The sequence below is a fragment of the Klebsiella sp. MISC125 genome (assembly GCF_051131775.1).
Lineage (GTDB): Bacteria > Pseudomonadota > Gammaproteobacteria > Enterobacterales > Enterobacteriaceae > Klebsiella.
In genome coordinates, this window is record NZ_CP180448.1 from 2,116,102 (window position 1) to 2,131,363 (window position 15,262).

14 protein-coding genes are annotated in these 15,262 nt (G+C 52.9%); 8 read left to right on the forward strand and 6 right to left on the reverse strand.

Annotated features, from left to right (window positions below):
• Nucleotides 1-380 precede the first annotated feature (380 nt).
• The 4 genes from ACMYSL_RS09970 (at nucleotide 381) to ACMYSL_RS09985 (ending at nucleotide 3,422) form a co-directional block, all read left to right on the forward strand.
• Nucleotides 381-1,142: a dimethylarginine dimethylaminohydrolase family protein gene (locus ACMYSL_RS09970; protein ID WP_434662506.1), complete on the forward strand. Its 762-nt coding sequence runs from the start codon at nucleotides 381-383 to the stop codon at nucleotides 1,140-1,142.
• 28 nt (nucleotides 1,143-1,170) lie between these two features.
• Nucleotides 1,171-1,944: an ABC transporter substrate-binding protein gene (locus tag ACMYSL_RS09975; RefSeq protein ID WP_434662508.1), complete on the forward strand. Its 774-nt coding sequence runs from the start codon at nucleotides 1,171-1,173 to the stop codon at nucleotides 1,942-1,944.
• A gap of 63 nt (nucleotides 1,945-2,007) precedes the next feature.
• Entirely contained in the window at nucleotides 2,008-2,700 is a 693-nt protein-coding gene (locus tag ACMYSL_RS09980; RefSeq protein WP_434662511.1) for an ABC transporter permease, read from the forward strand.
• Nucleotides 2,697-3,422, forward strand: coding sequence for an ABC transporter permease (locus ACMYSL_RS09985; protein ID WP_434662514.1), 726 nt, complete (start codon nucleotides 2,697-2,699; stop codon nucleotides 3,420-3,422). The genes ACMYSL_RS09980 and ACMYSL_RS09985 overlap by 4 nt, the downstream gene beginning before the upstream one ends.
• On the opposite strand, the gene ACMYSL_RS09990 is transcribed toward ACMYSL_RS09985, so the two are convergent.
• On the reverse strand, nucleotides 3,423-3,878 hold the full coding sequence (locus ACMYSL_RS09990) for an Lrp/AsnC family transcriptional regulator (RefSeq protein ID WP_182207648.1): 456 nt from the start codon (nucleotides 3,876-3,878) through the stop codon (nucleotides 3,423-3,425).
• Nucleotides 3,879-3,892: 14 nt separating this feature from the next.
• On the opposite strand from ACMYSL_RS09990, the gene ACMYSL_RS09995 reads away from it, so the two are divergent.
• Nucleotides 3,893-5,011 carry a succinylglutamate desuccinylase/aspartoacylase family protein gene (locus ACMYSL_RS09995; RefSeq protein ID WP_434662517.1) on the forward strand — a complete coding sequence of 373 codons (1,119 nt, stop codon included), beginning with the start codon at nucleotides 3,893-3,895 and terminating at the stop codon, nucleotides 5,009-5,011.
• Nucleotides 5,012-5,251: 240 nt separating this feature from the next.
• The gene (locus ACMYSL_RS10000) at nucleotides 5,252-6,484 is read left to right on the forward strand and encodes a dicarboxylate/amino acid:cation symporter (RefSeq protein WP_434664007.1); all 1,233 of its coding nucleotides are present in this window, start codon (nucleotides 5,252-5,254) and stop codon (nucleotides 6,482-6,484) included.
• Nucleotides 6,485-6,788: 304 nt separating this feature from the next.
• Here the strand turns inward: ACMYSL_RS10000 and ACMYSL_RS10005 are convergent, their stop codons facing one another.
• From ACMYSL_RS10005 to ACMYSL_RS10020, 4 genes are all read right to left on the reverse strand, one after another.
• Entirely contained in the window at nucleotides 6,789-7,406 is a 618-nt protein-coding gene (locus tag ACMYSL_RS10005; protein WP_182207320.1) for a transcriptional regulator, read from the reverse strand.
• A 107-nt stretch (nucleotides 7,407-7,513) separates the two neighbouring features.
• Nucleotides 7,514-7,654, reverse strand: coding sequence for a small membrane protein (locus ACMYSL_RS10010; protein ID WP_434662520.1), 141 nt, complete (start codon nucleotides 7,652-7,654; stop codon nucleotides 7,514-7,516).
• Between the two features lie 368 nt (nucleotides 7,655-8,022).
• Nucleotides 8,023-8,721, reverse strand: a complete 699-nt coding sequence (locus tag ACMYSL_RS10015) for a response regulator transcription factor (protein WP_182239856.1) — start codon at nucleotides 8,719-8,721, stop codon at nucleotides 8,023-8,025.
• A complete protein-coding gene (locus tag ACMYSL_RS10020) occupies nucleotides 8,718-10,598 on the reverse strand; it encodes a sensor histidine kinase (protein WP_434662522.1) in 1,881 nt (626 codons plus the stop codon). The genes ACMYSL_RS10015 and ACMYSL_RS10020 overlap by 4 nt, the downstream gene beginning before the upstream one ends.
• Before the next feature lie 897 nt (nucleotides 10,599-11,495).
• On the opposite strand from ACMYSL_RS10020, the gene ACMYSL_RS10025 reads away from it, so the two are divergent.
• On the forward strand, nucleotides 11,496-12,782 hold the full coding sequence (locus tag ACMYSL_RS10025) for a citrate synthase (RefSeq protein WP_112213184.1): 1,287 nt from the start codon (nucleotides 11,496-11,498) through the stop codon (nucleotides 12,780-12,782).
• A gap of 100 nt (nucleotides 12,783-12,882) precedes the next feature.
• On the opposite strand, the gene yegD is transcribed toward ACMYSL_RS10025, so the two are convergent.
• Complete coding sequence (gene yegD / locus ACMYSL_RS10030) at nucleotides 12,883-14,235, reverse strand: molecular chaperone (protein WP_434662526.1); 1,353 nt, start codon at nucleotides 14,233-14,235, stop codon at nucleotides 12,883-12,885.
• A 136-nt stretch (nucleotides 14,236-14,371) separates the two neighbouring features.
• On the opposite strand from yegD, the gene alkA reads away from it, so the two are divergent.
• The gene (gene alkA / locus ACMYSL_RS10035) at nucleotides 14,372-15,220 is read left to right on the forward strand and encodes a DNA-3-methyladenine glycosylase 2 (protein WP_434664009.1); all 849 of its coding nucleotides are present in this window, start codon (nucleotides 14,372-14,374) and stop codon (nucleotides 15,218-15,220) included.
• The last annotated feature ends 42 nt before the right edge of the window (nucleotides 15,221-15,262 follow it).

Below are 15,262 nucleotides of genomic sequence, written 5' to 3' on the forward strand. Positions count from 1 at the left end.
TTGCTATCTCATCCTGAAACGTTTCACGGAATGATACTAGTTTAGTCAGTGAACGCTGCTTAAAAATGGAGGAATTATGAAAAGACTGTTGAGATATGTCTGGATAAAACGCTTTTTGCTGAGAGGCTTACGGTGAATATTTACGCGTAATTTACGCTTATCGATTTTTACCCACCGATCTTGCGAACGCCCCCTTTTATTTATCGGTATCCGTTGTTTCTTGATACCAACAGCGGATTGCGTCGAATCTGAACTGATATACAGCGTGAATAAGCAGCCGCTGGAGGCGATTCAACCTGATTGGCGGTCGTATCTGTTTGATAATCAAATTCACTCATTATTTTGCCTTTATCAAAGCGACCAATACCAGAGGGTTCTTTATGCATTTTACCCAAGCCATCGCTCGTCTACCGGCCGCTACCTGCGGCGCGGGCCAAACTACCGCGCAGCTAGGCGCACCAGATATTGCCAGCACCACTCGCCAGTTTCTCGCTTATGTCGAAACTTTGCTTAAGCTCGGTCTCAAAGTGACCGTGCTGCCTGCGGCGGCAGATTATCCGGATGCGCACTTTGTTGAAGATACCGCCGTGGTGATGCCGGAACTGGCGGTGATTACCCATCCGGGCGCACCGAGCCGCCAGGGTGAAGTTGACACCATCGCACCGGTGCTGGCGTGCTTTCGTCCGCTGGTGCAGATGAGCGAGCGTGGGCATATGGACGGCGGCGATGTGCTGCTGGTGGACAAGCAGTTTTTTATTGGCCTGACGGCGCGTACCGATGAGCAGGGCATTCGCGAATTTGCCGCTGCCGTTGAGCCACACGGCTATAAGGTGACGGCGATTGAAGTGAGCGCCGGTCTGCATCTGAAATCAATTGTTAACTACGTTGGCCGCAATACGCTGCTGCTGACGGAAGGCTATGTTAACCACCCGGCGTTTAGCGGTTTTAACAGCATTGTAATCCCTGAAGAAGAGTCCTACGCCGGTAATACGCTGTGGATTAACGATACCTTAATTACGCCGCAGGGTTACCCCCATACCCTGGGCGAAATCAGCAAGCTGGGAATGCCCATTGTGCAGCTCGACACCAGCGAATTTAAGAAAATGGATGGCGGGCTGACCTGCCTCTCACTGCGTTTTTAATCACCGCGCCGACACCGGGGAAACCGAAATGAAAACACGCATCGCCGCATTACTGGCCTATATGGCGCTCAGCGCGCCGCTGGCCGCCCAGCAGTTTGACACCATCAGCTTTGGCGTCGATGGCGGCTATCCGCCTTTCGATGTCCTGGCACCCAGCGGTGAAATTACCGGTTTTGATATTGATATCGCCAATGCGCTCTGTACGCAGCTAAAAGCGAAATGCGTTTTCGTTAAGCAGCCGTTCGAAAGCATGATCGCCGCGCTGAACGCGCATAAATTCGATGCCATTATCGCCTCGTTGAATATTACCGATGAGCGCAAGAAGGAAGTGGATTTTACCGACCGCTACTATCGCAGCGCGGCGCAGCTGGTGGCACGTAAAGGCAGTCCGCTGCTGCCGGATGTTGCGACGCTGAAAGGCAAGACCGTTGGCGTCCAGACAGGCTCCACTCATGAGGCTTTTGCTAAGGCCAACTGGGCTAATCACGGCGTGAAAATCGTCGGTTACGCAAACCAGGATAACGTCTATCTAGACCTGCTTTCCGGTCGTATCGACGCCGCTTTGCAGGATAATATTCAGGCGGCGACTGGTTTTATCGATACCCCACGCGGGCAGAAGTTTGCCTTTGCCGGCCCGGTTATCCAGGACGGCGGCATCTCCTCTGACGTTGGGATCGCAGTCAATAAAGACAATCCGGCGCTGCGTGACGCGCTAAACGGCGCGATTAAAGCGATTCGTGCCGACGGCACCTACGACACCATTCAGAAAAAATATTTCAGCTTTGATATCTACGGCAAATAAGCTGGAGGGGGAGGGCGCAGTCGATGATTTGCGCCCCGTTAGGGTACAAGCGGAAGGCTGAACATGGTCGCAGATTATTTACCGTTACTGTTACGCGGCGCGGCGCTCTCGCTGTGCGTGATGCTGGCTTCGCTGCTGGTGGCCCTGCTGCTGGGACTGGTCAATTCACTGATTAAGCTGTTTGGCCCGCCGTGGCTGCGCCTGTTTTCCACCGCCTACACCACGTTAGTGCGCGGTATCCCGGAGCTGGTGATTATGCTGCTGCTGTTTTTCGGCGGCGAAATGCTGGTGAATCTGCTGTTGGGGCTGGTTGGGTTGGGTCCCGTTCGCTTCAATACTTTTATTTCCGGCGTACTGGCGATTGGGTTTGTTTTCGGGGCCTACTACACCGAGACCTTTCGCGGCGCATTTCTTACCGTTGATAGCGGGCAAACAGAGGCGGCGCAGGCTTACGGGATGCGCCCGTGGACGGTGTTCCGTCGGGTGATGCTACCGCAGATGCTGAGCTTTGCTATTCCTGGCATTAACAATAACTGGCTGGGGTTGATGAAAGCGTCGGCGCTGGTCTCGATCCTCGGCCTGGAGGATATGGTATGGCTGGCTGAACAGGCCGGACGCGCGACACAAAAGCCTTTCTTGTTTTATTTCCTGGTCTCGTTGATTTATATGGTGATTACCGCGCTCTCCAGTTGGCTGTTTAGTTGCCTGGCAAAACGTTACGCGCTGCGCTCTTCAACGGCGGGAGCGACGCTATGAATGTACAAACCTTTATTGATGCGCTTCCCAGCTATTTGTGGAGCGACGGCAACGGAGCAGCGAGCGGGCTGGCGGTGACGGCAGAGCTGTTTTTGCTCTCGATCATACCGGGCATGGTGCTGGCGGTACTGATGGCGGTGGGGCAAGTTTACGGTCCACGGGCGCTGGCGCTGCCCATTCGCGGTTTTACTTACTTTTTCCGCAGCACGCCGCTTTATCTGCAACTGATGCTGATTTACTACGGCTTGTCGCAGTTCGACATCGTGCAGACGGGTTGGATGAACGACCAGCCGTTCTGGCTGCTGTTTCGCGATGCCACCTTTTGCGCGGCGCTTGCGCTGGTGCTGAACACTTCTGCTTACGTCGCGGAATTGTTGGCGGGGATGATGGTGACTTTTCCGCGTCAGGAGTGGGTTGCCGGGGAAGCCTATGGGATGGGCAAATGGCAGATTATCCGCCGTCTGGTTCTGCCCGCGACTCTCAGACGGGGAATTCCGGCGCTGAACAACGAAATGGTCTTTTTACTGCACGCCACATCGTTGGCCAGTACCGTCACATTGCTGGATGTCACCGGCGTGGCGCGCGCCTTCTACGCTATGACCTATTCGCCGTTTATTCCGTTTCTGATGGCTGCCGCGCTGTATCTGCTGTGTACTTTTATGCTGATATTCACCTTTTCACGCGCTGAACGGCGCTGGCTGGCATTTATTCGTCGCGGCTAATCAGGAGCGCTTAATGGATTGCAGTTCGGTCAGGGTGACGATTTTATCAACGTGAAACTTTTTACTGGTCAGCCAGCTATCTGCCAGTTGGCAGTAGTGGGCCATGCTGCGACAACCGATGCGCACCAGAAAATCAAAGCTGCCGCTGACCAGCCAGCAGTCCAGCACTTCAGGCGTCTGGCGCATCTCCTGCTCAAACACCGGCTGCGAGCGCCCGTGGTCGGCCAGCGCGATTTGCGCCTGCACCACAAAAGCGTGCTCCGGCTCAGGCAGTTCAATGATCGCGCTGTAGCCGCGAATAATGCCGTCGCGCTCAAGGCCGCGCACGCGTTCCAGGCAGGGACGCGCGGTGAGGTTTACCTGCTCCGAGAGCTTTTGATAAGAAATGCGGCCATCCCGGCGCAGGATTTCAAGGATCTTATGATCAATACGGTCAAGCCGGGCTTTCTTTTCCACAACCAGGACGTCCAATGAAAATTAAACACCATACGTTACCTGAACATGCGCTCAGTGGGCAGAGGCAATTAAGCCATTTTCACTTTGGCGAGCCCGGATCCGGGGAAAAAGTCTATCTGCAGGCGGGGCTGCACGCCGATGAAATCCCGGGCATGTTGGTTCTGCACTATCTTAAAAGATTGCTGAGTCAGGCGGAGCGACGGGGTGAGCTGCGCGGTGAAATCATTCTCGTGCCGGTGGCGAACCCGCCGGGGCTGGCTCAGGTGCTGCTCAATAGCGGTATTGGCCGTTTTGATCTGGCTAGCGGGCGCAATTTTAATCGTGACTTCCCCGACCTGGCCTTACTGGCGCGACCGCATATCAATGCGGAATTGCCTGTTTCCCGTATGCATTACTTGCAACGAGTGCGCGGCGCAATGCAGGTCGCATTAGCGGCACTTCCCAGCGAGAGTGAAGTTCAGGCTCTGCGTCATCATCTATTGAGTCTGGCCTGCGATGCCGATCTGGTCCTGGATCTGCACTGTGACGACCAGGCTATGTTGCATTTGTACGCCGACCCGGACTGGCAGGAGGAAGCAGGCGTTATGGCGGCGTTTCTCGGCATTGGCGCGGTGCTGCTGTCGCAGGAGAGCGGTGGCAACTCGTTTGATGAAGCCTGTGGTTTACCATGGCGACGTCTGGCCGCGCAGTATCCACAGTGGCAGCAATACCGTCCTGGCTGTATGGCGGTGACCGTCGAGCTGCGCGGGCAGCAGGATGTGAATCACGCCACCGCGTGTGAGGACGCCGAACGAATTTACCGCTATCTGCAATATCGCGGCGTGCTGGCGGGCGATAAGCCTGAGGTGCCGCAGCAGGAAACGACGATGCTACCGTTTGCCGCCGGAGAGATTGTCACCGCCCCGGCAACCGGAATTTTAGTTCAGCTAAAACAGCCTGGTGAGTGGGTCAGCCGCGACGATGTTGTCGCGGAAATCATCGATCCGCTTACTGATATGGTCAAAGCGGTCCGGCCGAAAGCGGGCGGCCTGATCTATGCCAGCCGTCGTGCGCCGTTTGTGACTCTCGGGGCGGAAGTGATGAAAATCGCCGGAGAGCAGCCGTTTAGCGGCGGTGGCGGGCTGGCGATGTAAGAACCGGACGTTTTGCTGAGGCTCTCTGCGGCTTGATGCACATCAACGCGCACATTAACTTTTACTATAAAAACTAAAAAACAGTTGTAACTTCTCCTGCTTTTATTCAATTTGTATGGTGAATGTTTAATGCTCTCCAATAAATAAAATACATGAGCATTAAGATCAACATGTTAAATAAATCAGGGGTTAATTTTTGTGGCAAGTGCAAACAAACTCACGCTATTCATCATCATTTTCATGCTGTTGGGGATCCTCTCCGGCGCGGCGATACACGCATATGCCGCGCAAACGACCATTACCGCATGGTCCGAAAACATTACGCTGCTCACCGATGTGTTTCTGCGCCTCATTAAGATGGTGATTGCGCCATTGGTCTTCAGTACCTTGACGGTCGGCATCATGCGCCTTGGCGAGACGGCCACAATCGGGCGGGTCGGCGGCAAAGCGATGCTGTGGTTTATCACTTCGTCAATCCTGTCCATCCTGGTCGGGCTGGTGATTGTGAGCATTGAGCATCCGGGTACCGGCTTAAATCTGACGATCCCTAGAGAGTCCGTTGAGACGGGGCTGGCGGTGAGCGGCATGAGCTTAAAAGGCTTCTTGACCCACACCATACCGACCAGCATTACCGAGGCGATGGCCAACAATGAAATCCTGCAAATCGTGGTGTTTTCTATGTTCTTTGGCATTGGCGGCGCGTCGCTGGGGGAAAAATTCAATGCGCCTTTGGTCGCGGCATTGAATGTGGTTTCCCACATTATGTTGAAGGTGACCGGGTATGTAATGTACGTCGCGCCGCTGGCAATTTTCGCCGCGATCTCCTCGGTTATTGCCTCGCAAGGGTTGGGCATCCTGCTTAACTATGCTTCTTTTATTGGCGGTTACTATGTCGCTATTTTACTGACCAGCGCGGTGCTGCTGGCGGTAGGCTACGTGGTGCTGAAAAAAGAGGTTTTCCGCCTGCTGAACATGCTCAAAGACCCGGTGCTGGTAGCGTTCACGACCAGTAGCTCCGAAGCTGCCTATCCAAAGACCCTGGAACGGCTGGTTAAATTCGGCTGCTCGCGCAATATCGTGTCGTTTGTTCTGCCGATCGGTTACTCCTTTAACCTGGTTGGATCGATGGTGTACTGCTCTTTTGCCGCCATGTTTATCGCTCAGGCTTACAATATTCAGCTGAGCTTTAGCGAAATCACCGTCATGATGTTGACCCTGATGCTGGCGTCAAAAGGGATTGCCGGGGTACCCCGTTCCGCGCTGGTGGTGCTGGCTGCGACTATCCCAAGCTTCAATATTCCCGTTGCCGGTATTCTGCTGCTGATGGGCATCGACCATTTCCTTGATATGGGGCGTTCGGCGATTAACGTACTGGGTAACGGTATCGCCACGGCGATGCTGTCGAAAAATGAAGGTTTATTACGGGAAGAAGAGCCTGAGTCTGAGGTTGAACCTCAGCAGGTCGAAGCCTGATGGCCATCCGCCCTCTCTGATGGGGGCGTTTTGCTGCATGAGATGAAAAAGAGGCCCCTAACAGGCACGCAAGGGGCAATGTGACGAAGTGACATATTCCTCGATAGAGACGTTTTTCTTATTGTATAAAAATACACAGCTGTATCTTTATACCAAGGAACCGGACAATACTACCTGCTGCTTATGGTGTCAGAGTAGACCTTTTTCACCGGGTGATATTTTTTCGGAATACCTTCCTGTACAAGCCGTCAAATTCCTAATTTTCAATGCTCTAATGTTATCAATGATTGGCATATGAGACAGGTTACCACCGCTCTCTTAACAAATTAATAAACTGGAAAAAGTCATAATTGTTATTAAGACTATATTTTTCCATGATTTTACTTTTGTGCCAGGTGGTGGTTTTGATGCTGACCTTGTTGAGGGCCGAAATCTTACTGATGTCAAAGCCATGAATAATGCCATTGGCGACGGCGATCTGCGATCGTGATAGCATTTTATGCGGGCAGTTAGCGCAGGTTAGCGTTGAATCTGTAACCTGCGCCAGCGTCAGGCGTTCACACCTTTTTAGTTCCAGGGCAATAATTTCAAACATTTTATCAATGTTGACCGATTTTATTGAGACAAAGATAACGCCTTTCAGGCAGTTAACGATTAACTCTTTTTCCGGGAGCTTGTCATAACTATGTAATATGATCACTGAGCTGTTTTTCTTGCGATTCTTTATGCTGGTATTGCACAGATAGATCTCTCCAGGGAGAACTTCAGCAATAATGATATCCTTATCTAAAAAGTCATTATGCTTATAAGAAAAACTGGCAGCGAGATTATCGTTGTTGCCGGTCAGTTCATTGACCATTGAAACCAAAGATTCTCTGAGAAACGTATTTTTAGTATTGATTGCGATGTTTATTCTTTTCATGGCGTTATTTCCCTGATAAATCAACATAACGCCATGTTGTGATCAATCCTCCGGGCGTATGCGGTGATTGTTGCTGTGCAGATTTTTTATTATTGCTGTGGCTTTAATTATCTTCTGCGCGAAGAGTTTTTCATTGAAAACGGAAACTTCTGTTTTCTCCTGTCTCTGATATAAGAAACAAGACTATAGACGGAAACGCAAAGGCAAAATATACACAGCAATAAGGCTAACCATGTTTGCATGGCCATGATTGATATCCTTTAACTTAATTTTAGGTGTTAAAACAGTACATCGTACGCACGAGAATATTTTTATACTCTTCTTCAAAATCGTACTGGCGATCGTGGGAGCAAAGCGTGCGGCAAACGGCCGGAATTCAGAGGTTGCTGAATTTATCGACAGTCCATTATCTTAATGACGCTTTGACGTGGTTCGCTCACGACACCATGTCAATGTAGGAAAATTCTTAATGTGCTGTCAGTCTCATTTCTCTCATTCCTCTCAAAAAATGAAAAAAAGTTAACAAGAAAAGCCGAATTCATAACGTAATAGTAATGAAACAGTACAGAAAGGACGGACTAAGCCGGCAGACTGGTGACTGCCGGGGCGAGAGATATCAGGAAATAAACGCCAGACCTTTGCCAAAAATGGCGCGAATGGGCAGGGTAATGCCGTGCAGGCGGGCCTTGTGCCGTAAACGACTGATGACCACGTCGATTCGGTGCAGCTCCGGTTCGCCTTCATCGGTGAACAGGCAGTCGTGCAGGGCAACTTTGTTACAGACTTCATTACGATTACGCATTAAGACCTCCAGCAGCCGATACTCTTGTTGCGTCAGCGGTAGGGTCAGCCCCGAAGGTGCGACAAGCTGCTCAACTTGCAGCGTCCAGGGCGACGACGCTGACTGTTCCGCTGATACTGCCTGGGGAGCGTTAACTGGCGGTTTTTGCTGCCGAAGCCGGGAGCCAAGCGCATTAATGCTATCGGCGAGATCGGAAAAATTCACCGGTTTGATGAGGTAGAGGTCAGCACCTGAATTTAACGCCTGGAGCCGGTCCTGCTCATGCCCTCTGGCGGTGATGACGACCAGTCCAAACTGACCAATTTCGTGCAGATAGTCCAGCACGCTAAATCCATCTTCTCCCGGTAAGCCGATGTCGATAAGTACGATATCAACCGGATCGCGATGCAGCTGACGCCAGAATGCTTCTGCGCTGCGCACGCCCCAGGCGTCGAATCCGCGATGGCGTAAAAAGGCCAGCAGTTCATCGAGTAAATCAGCGCTATCTTCGATGATAGCTACACGTAATGTCATGATTTTTCCTTCTGCTGTCCGGTCTGTGGGAGAGTGAGCGCAAATTCGCATCCGGCAGGGGTGTTTTTGGCTAACCACAAGTCTCCACCGTGGGCTTGTACGATTTGTCGGGCAACATACAATCCGAGGCCAGTTCCGGCAGGCGTTGTCGTATGCGTCTCACCGCGGCGATAGCGCTCAAAAATCAGCTCAACCTGTTCACCCGGAATACCGGGCCCGCGATCGCTAATCCGTATTTCGAACGGCGTTTTCTGTTGATGAATTTCGATACAAATCTCACCTGAAGCGGAATACTTGACCGAATTATCGAGCAGATTGGCGAGCGCAATACATAGCAACCCGCCGTCAATAAATAGCACCGGGGAGGACGATTCCGGGCTGGTAGTTTGCCCATCAAGGGTGACAGTTAAATAATGATTCAGCGAAAGATCGACGACCGTCGCGGCCATCTGAATGACCGGTAGCAGTTCTGAATCTTGCTTATCAGCCCGGAGGGCATAGGACGACAGGCGGGCGTCGGCCAGACAGTTATCGGTTAACTGCACCAGCCGGGTCGTCGCCCGCTGCATCCTGTCGAGGCGCGGTTCCTGCACAGAGGTTGAAGAGCACAGGCGTAAGTTTTCCAGCGCGGCCTGAATAATTGCCAGCGGTGTTCTGAACTCATGCGCCACCATACCCATAAACTGGCGCTGATGGAAACTGGCCTCGCGCTCAATCTGTAGCTCCCGCGCCAGCTGCTGTTTCTTCATTAACTTGCGGTTTTCCGCGCGAACGCGCAGCACGGCGATAATCAATACGGTGACGATATGGATAATCAGCGCGTACTGCCAGGTTGAATAAACCATATTATGAAAGGGAATGACGCCATGGATGGAGAGCAAAACCAGCGCGGCGGATACCACGTATACCGGCGGCAGCAGCCCCAGCAGTAGCGTATTCAGGTCAATCGCTTTACGCCGCCACAGCGTCCAGGACGTTATCAGCAGAATAGGGGCGGCGATGAAGAATATCCCCGCTTCTATCTGCATCGCCAGGCCATAGAAGCCCAACGGGATACTGATTTGCAAGATAATATTTAACCCGATAGCCGCCAGCAGCAGTTTATGCAGTCGCGGCATATTCTTTTTAAGATCAAAAACCTCGCTGTGCATCCACAGGGCAGTGGCGTAGCTCACCAGTGACAAACTGCTGATCATGTAATCCTGCACCGGCAACACCACGTCGCCAAAGAGCCATTCAGGATAACCGTGCAGTGCTGCCACCAGCGGATAGTTGAGGGAGAACAAGCAGATCCCCCACAGTAAACGGCGGCGCAGCGCAATGGCGAGCCACAGTGCGATGCCGCTGGCAATCACAGCCAGACCAAAATAAAAGCTCCAGAAGGCCGTGTCGAGAGTCGCAGAGCGCACAAACTCCTGTGGGGAAGAGAGGGTTGCCAACAGAATGAGTGTGCTGCTGCTCTGGAGACGGAATGCTATCTCGTAGCCCTCAACGGTGGGGGGCGGCGGTAAAATCAGCACGCTCTCCCGATAGTCGAGATCGTTATCCCGAGCGGGAGCATGATCGCCAAACTCTTTTCGTATCCACGGGCTATCGCTGCCGTAGGGACGATAAAATACGCTTAAATGATCAACAAATGACGGGCCCAGCTGCAGCCAGCGTTGTTCACCGGCGAAGTATGCCGCAGGAAGCGTGGTACGCAACCAGAAGGTCTTTGGCGAATAGCCAAACGAGGGAATCAGCGGTGCCGTTTTCAGCGCATCTTCCGGCAGAGAAAGAAAGGCATCTAACGTCATTTTGTCGCTGGCGTCGGCGTACCAGTATACAGGAATATCGATACCCAGTTGACGGACTTCCGCGCGAGCCGGGGCCAACATCTGTAGAGCAAAAAATACGCCACTCCATGCCCAGAAATGAAGTCTGTTGCATCGGCAAACAATATCAAAAACTGCGCACACACGATTCAATCACGACCCCTTGCGGTATGGATTAATAAAACCAGTACGATATGAACGGCGATGAAGCCTGCTGCTGGCACAGGCAATCCCCCGGAATCCGGGAAATAAACTCGTAGGGTTGGACGACGCAGCATTCTGCTGTTGTCAAAGCTATTATTCCAGCGTTATTTGCATGTCGGGCAACTGGCCAGACCTGCCTTGGGTAAATTCTCATGTCAGGTTAACGTATGGGGAGAAAGGGAGGATATGCAAGCTAAAAATTCCGTCAAAGCATAGGCGTTTTTGATATTAGCCAGTGGTATAGATATATAAAATTTGCAATAGCTTATTTAATAATGACGGCGGCTGATAGTTGGCAGATATTACACTTTAATTAATTTTTTATTTATTGGTATGTTGCGGGGGAGTCTGAAAAAGCACCACCGTTGAACGGTATCAACGATCGAACCTGCAGTCTCGCATGTAGACCCTCCTGTCGCCATTGGGGGGCCAGGGATTGATATCATTGGGTAATGATGTGGGGGTAAATGCTGAATAAAATGAGGAACCACGATTGGCTATTGAATGTAAAATAAAATCATCCTTTATGCATAAAATCGCAGGATTTAAGTCATGCAAATGATCGGTTGTTCATTATTTTATTCGATGGGGAGTGTGGCGAAGTTTCACTAAAACGACGAATAATAATGCGCCTTTGTGAATGTTTTGGTTATTCATATCAAAGAATCCCTGGGCGACTCTGGTTATGTTGGCAATTCCGCCTGGAGAAATGGCCAGGCAAATTATTCATTATGTTGTACAGGGGGACCTTACAGGATGACGACGAAATCGTTAATGCTTTCTTTGGATGAACAACGGTCAATTCCTTTGAGTACGGTCACCGGGACTCTCGGCCACGTTGGCATGGATATACGCCCGTTAGCGCCTTTAGGGATATGCAGTTTTGACCCCGGTTTTAGCAACACCGCAGGCTGTACGTCAGCCATCTCCTGGATTGATACCGAAAATAGCGTTCTGCTGCATCGCGGATACCCGGTGGATCAACTCGCTCGTCAGTGTGACTTCCTTGAGGTCGCTTATATTCTGCTGCGTGGCGATGCGCCAGACGAAGCCAGCTATCAGGTTTTCAACGAAACAATTACCCGCCATAGCCTGGTGCACGAGCAGATTGCCCGCATGTGCAGCAGTTTTCGTCGCGACTCCCATCCGATGGCATTAATGTGTGCTTTGGTAGGGACCCTGGCAGCGTTTTATCACGATGTGCTGGACGTCGAAAACCCGGAACACCGCGCACTGGCCGCGACGCGTTTACTGTCGAAAATGCCAACCCTGGCGGCGATGAGCTATAAGTTTTCCATTGAACAGCCGGCGCAGTATCCACGTAATGATCTCTCTTATGCGGGTAATTTCCTGCATATGCTGTTTGCGATCCCGGCAGAAAAATATCAACTTAACCCGGTGATTGAGCAGGCCATGAATCAGATCCTGGTGTTGCATGCTGACCACGGCCAGTGCGCGTCGACCACGACTGTGCGGGCAGCGGGCTCTTCCGGGGCAAACTTATTTGCCAGCGTTGCCGCGGGGCTTGCGTCCCTGTGGGGGCCAGCACACGGCGGGGCTAACGAAGCCAGCATGCGAATGCTGGAAGAGATTGAGACCGTTGACCAAATCCCCGCCTTCCTGAGTAGAGCAAAACGCGATCCGCAGGCATTCCGTCGCCTGGGCTTTGGTAACTCTCGCTACCGTAATCTTGACCCCAGAGCGGCTATATTGCGTGAGACCTGTCACCGGGTACTGGAAGAGCTGGGCATGTGCGATATGCCATTGCAGGTGGCGATGGCGCTTGAAGAGGTGGCGCTGACCGACCCGTATTTTGTTGAGAATGGCCTGTCGCCGAGCGTCGACTTTTATACGGCTGTGATCCTCAAAGCAATGGGGCTGCCCGCGTCGATGTTTGTGGTGATTACCGCCGTAGGCAGAACGCTCGGTTGGGTGGCGCACTGGAACGAAATGCATGAAGCGCCGCTGAACATTTATCGCCCGCGACAGATTTATACCGGAGAAGGGATGCGAGATTACGTTTCGCGTCGTGAAGGGAAATAACAGAGCACGGTTTTAATATTGTGTTCGTATTGTTGCCGGGCGGCGGCTGACGCCTTGCCCGGCCTACGAAACCCCGATCATCCGGGGAAACAATCAATGATTAACGAAACACCACCTGCGCCCAGCGGGCCAATCCTGCCGTTACCGAGCCAAAATCATCGCCACCGGCAATTGGAATGCCTGGCAGATGAGCCGCCAGCGCTTTTTTAATCAACGGTGAGCGAGCGCTGCCGCCGGTCAGGTAAATCACATCCGGTTTATCGTTGCTGTTATCCAGCGCCAGCTGCACCTGTTCCATAATGCGGGTTAACGGCTGATCTAAAGCCGCTTCCAGACCCTGCTGGCTGATAGCCGTCGCCAGCTCGTCGCTGATAAACGGTAGCCCGGTCGTGACGCTCGACTGTGCGGAAAGGGCGATCTTGCTCTCTTCCGCGCTGCGAACCAGACGATAGCTCAGACGCTGACGCCAGACTTTCAGCAACAAAGCTACCTTCTCGCTATCGCGGGCGCTGCGCAGTAAGTCGTTCAGCAGACGGCCGTTGGCGCTGCTGTAAAAATCAGTCTGTGCGGGAACGTCGTTAATTGCTACCGCATTCCACCACGGCAAAATCGGCAGGGCGATGCCTTTTTCGGTATCGCCTCCCATGCCCAGCAGCGGCATCAGGCATTTAAAGGCGAGCGCGATGTCCAGATCGTTACCACCGACGCGACAGCCGCTGTGCCCGAGCAGACTTTGCTGACGATCGGCTTTTTCTCGCCATTGTGGCCCCATCAGCAGCAGTGAACAGTCAGTGGTACCGCCGCCGATATCGACAACCAGAACGCGTTTTTCCTCGCTGAGTGTCGCTTCGAAATCCAGCCCTGCCGCAACCGGCTCAAACTGAAATACTACGTCGCGAAAGCCTGCGCGTTTTGCCGCACGTTCCAGAATTCCCTGCGCCTGGGCGTTGGCCTCATCGCCGCCGAGCCCCTGGAAGTTAATCGGTCGCCCAATCACTGCCTGGTCGATGGTTTCCGGCAGCTGCGCTTGTGCCTGCTGCTTAATATGCAGCATCATGGCACAGACTAAATCTTCAAATAGCGCAACCTGCTGCGGCTTGAGTCCGCTGGCACCGAGGAACGATTTCGGCGATTTCACAAAGTAGACTTCTTCCGGATCGTCGACGTATTGATGCAGCGAGGCGAGGCCAAACTGCACGCTATTGCGTAACACATCGATATCTTCATCGCGGTTGTAGTTGATGGCGCGCCGCAGCAGCGCCTGGTTCTCATCACTGCTGGTCGGGACTTCATGATGGCGGTAGAGCCATTCGCTGACCGCTTCGCGAGTGGGCGCTGAAAGCATTGATGGCAGCAGTGAACTGCCGTTTTCCAGCGTTAGCAATTGCGGAATATTGTCGCGCATCACCGCGACTGAACAGTTAGCGGTACCGTAGTCAAAACCAATAAACATAGCCTGCAAAATCCCCATGCCAGTGAAGAAGGGGGGCGACTTTAGCGGATTGATGCCATCGCGACAACTGGAATTTAAAAGCAAGGCGCATGCGACGTTCCGCGGCTATGATTGAAGCGCTGAAAAAGGAGAAATGATGACGCTGTTAGCCTGGCACCCTCCCTATGACTGGGAGTGGATGTTTAGTTTTCTTGGCGCTCGTGCGGTGCAGGGGGTTGAGACCTTCGTTGACGGGCGCTTTATCCGCAGTTTTGCGCTGGCGGGCCATGCCGGTCTGATAACCGTCACGCCGGATGAAGCGGCACAAGGAATGCAAGTCACGCTTTCCCCCGGGCTGGAGCCGGTGGCAGATGAGTGCCTGACCCGTATTGCGCGACTGTTTGATTTATCCTGCGACCCGCAGCAGGTTGCTTTGACGCTGGGGGAGCTGGCGCAGCCGAGACCGGGTTTACGCCTGCCGGGTTCCCTTGACGCCTTTGAACAAGCGGTACGTGCGGTGCTGGGGCAACTGGTCAGCGTGGCCATGGCGGCGAAACTTGCCGGAAAAGTCGCTGCCGCCTGGGGGGAACCGCTCGCCGATGCGCCGGAGTTTTACCTTTTCCCCACCGCGCACCAACTGGCACAGGCTGACCCGCAAGCGTTAAAGGCGCTGGGAATGCCGCTTCGGCGTGCAGAAGCCCTGATTCATTTAGCTCAGGCGGCAATCAGCGGCGAACTGCCCTTAGTTGCGCCAGATAATATAGAAGCCGGAATGAAACAGTTGCAGACGCTGCCCGGTATTGGCCGCTGGACCGCCAGCTATTTTGCGCTTCGCGGCTGGCAGGCGCAGGATATCTTTCTGCCGGATGACTACCTGATTAAACAGCGCTTCCCCGGAATGACGCCGACGCGTATTGCGCGTTACGCCAGCCGCTGGCAGCCGTGGCGATCGTATGCGTTATTGCACATATGGTATACGCAAGGCTGGTCGCCGGATGAGGAATAGCCGGGCAGGGCGCTTAGCACTAGTATCGCAGGCCTGAAATCC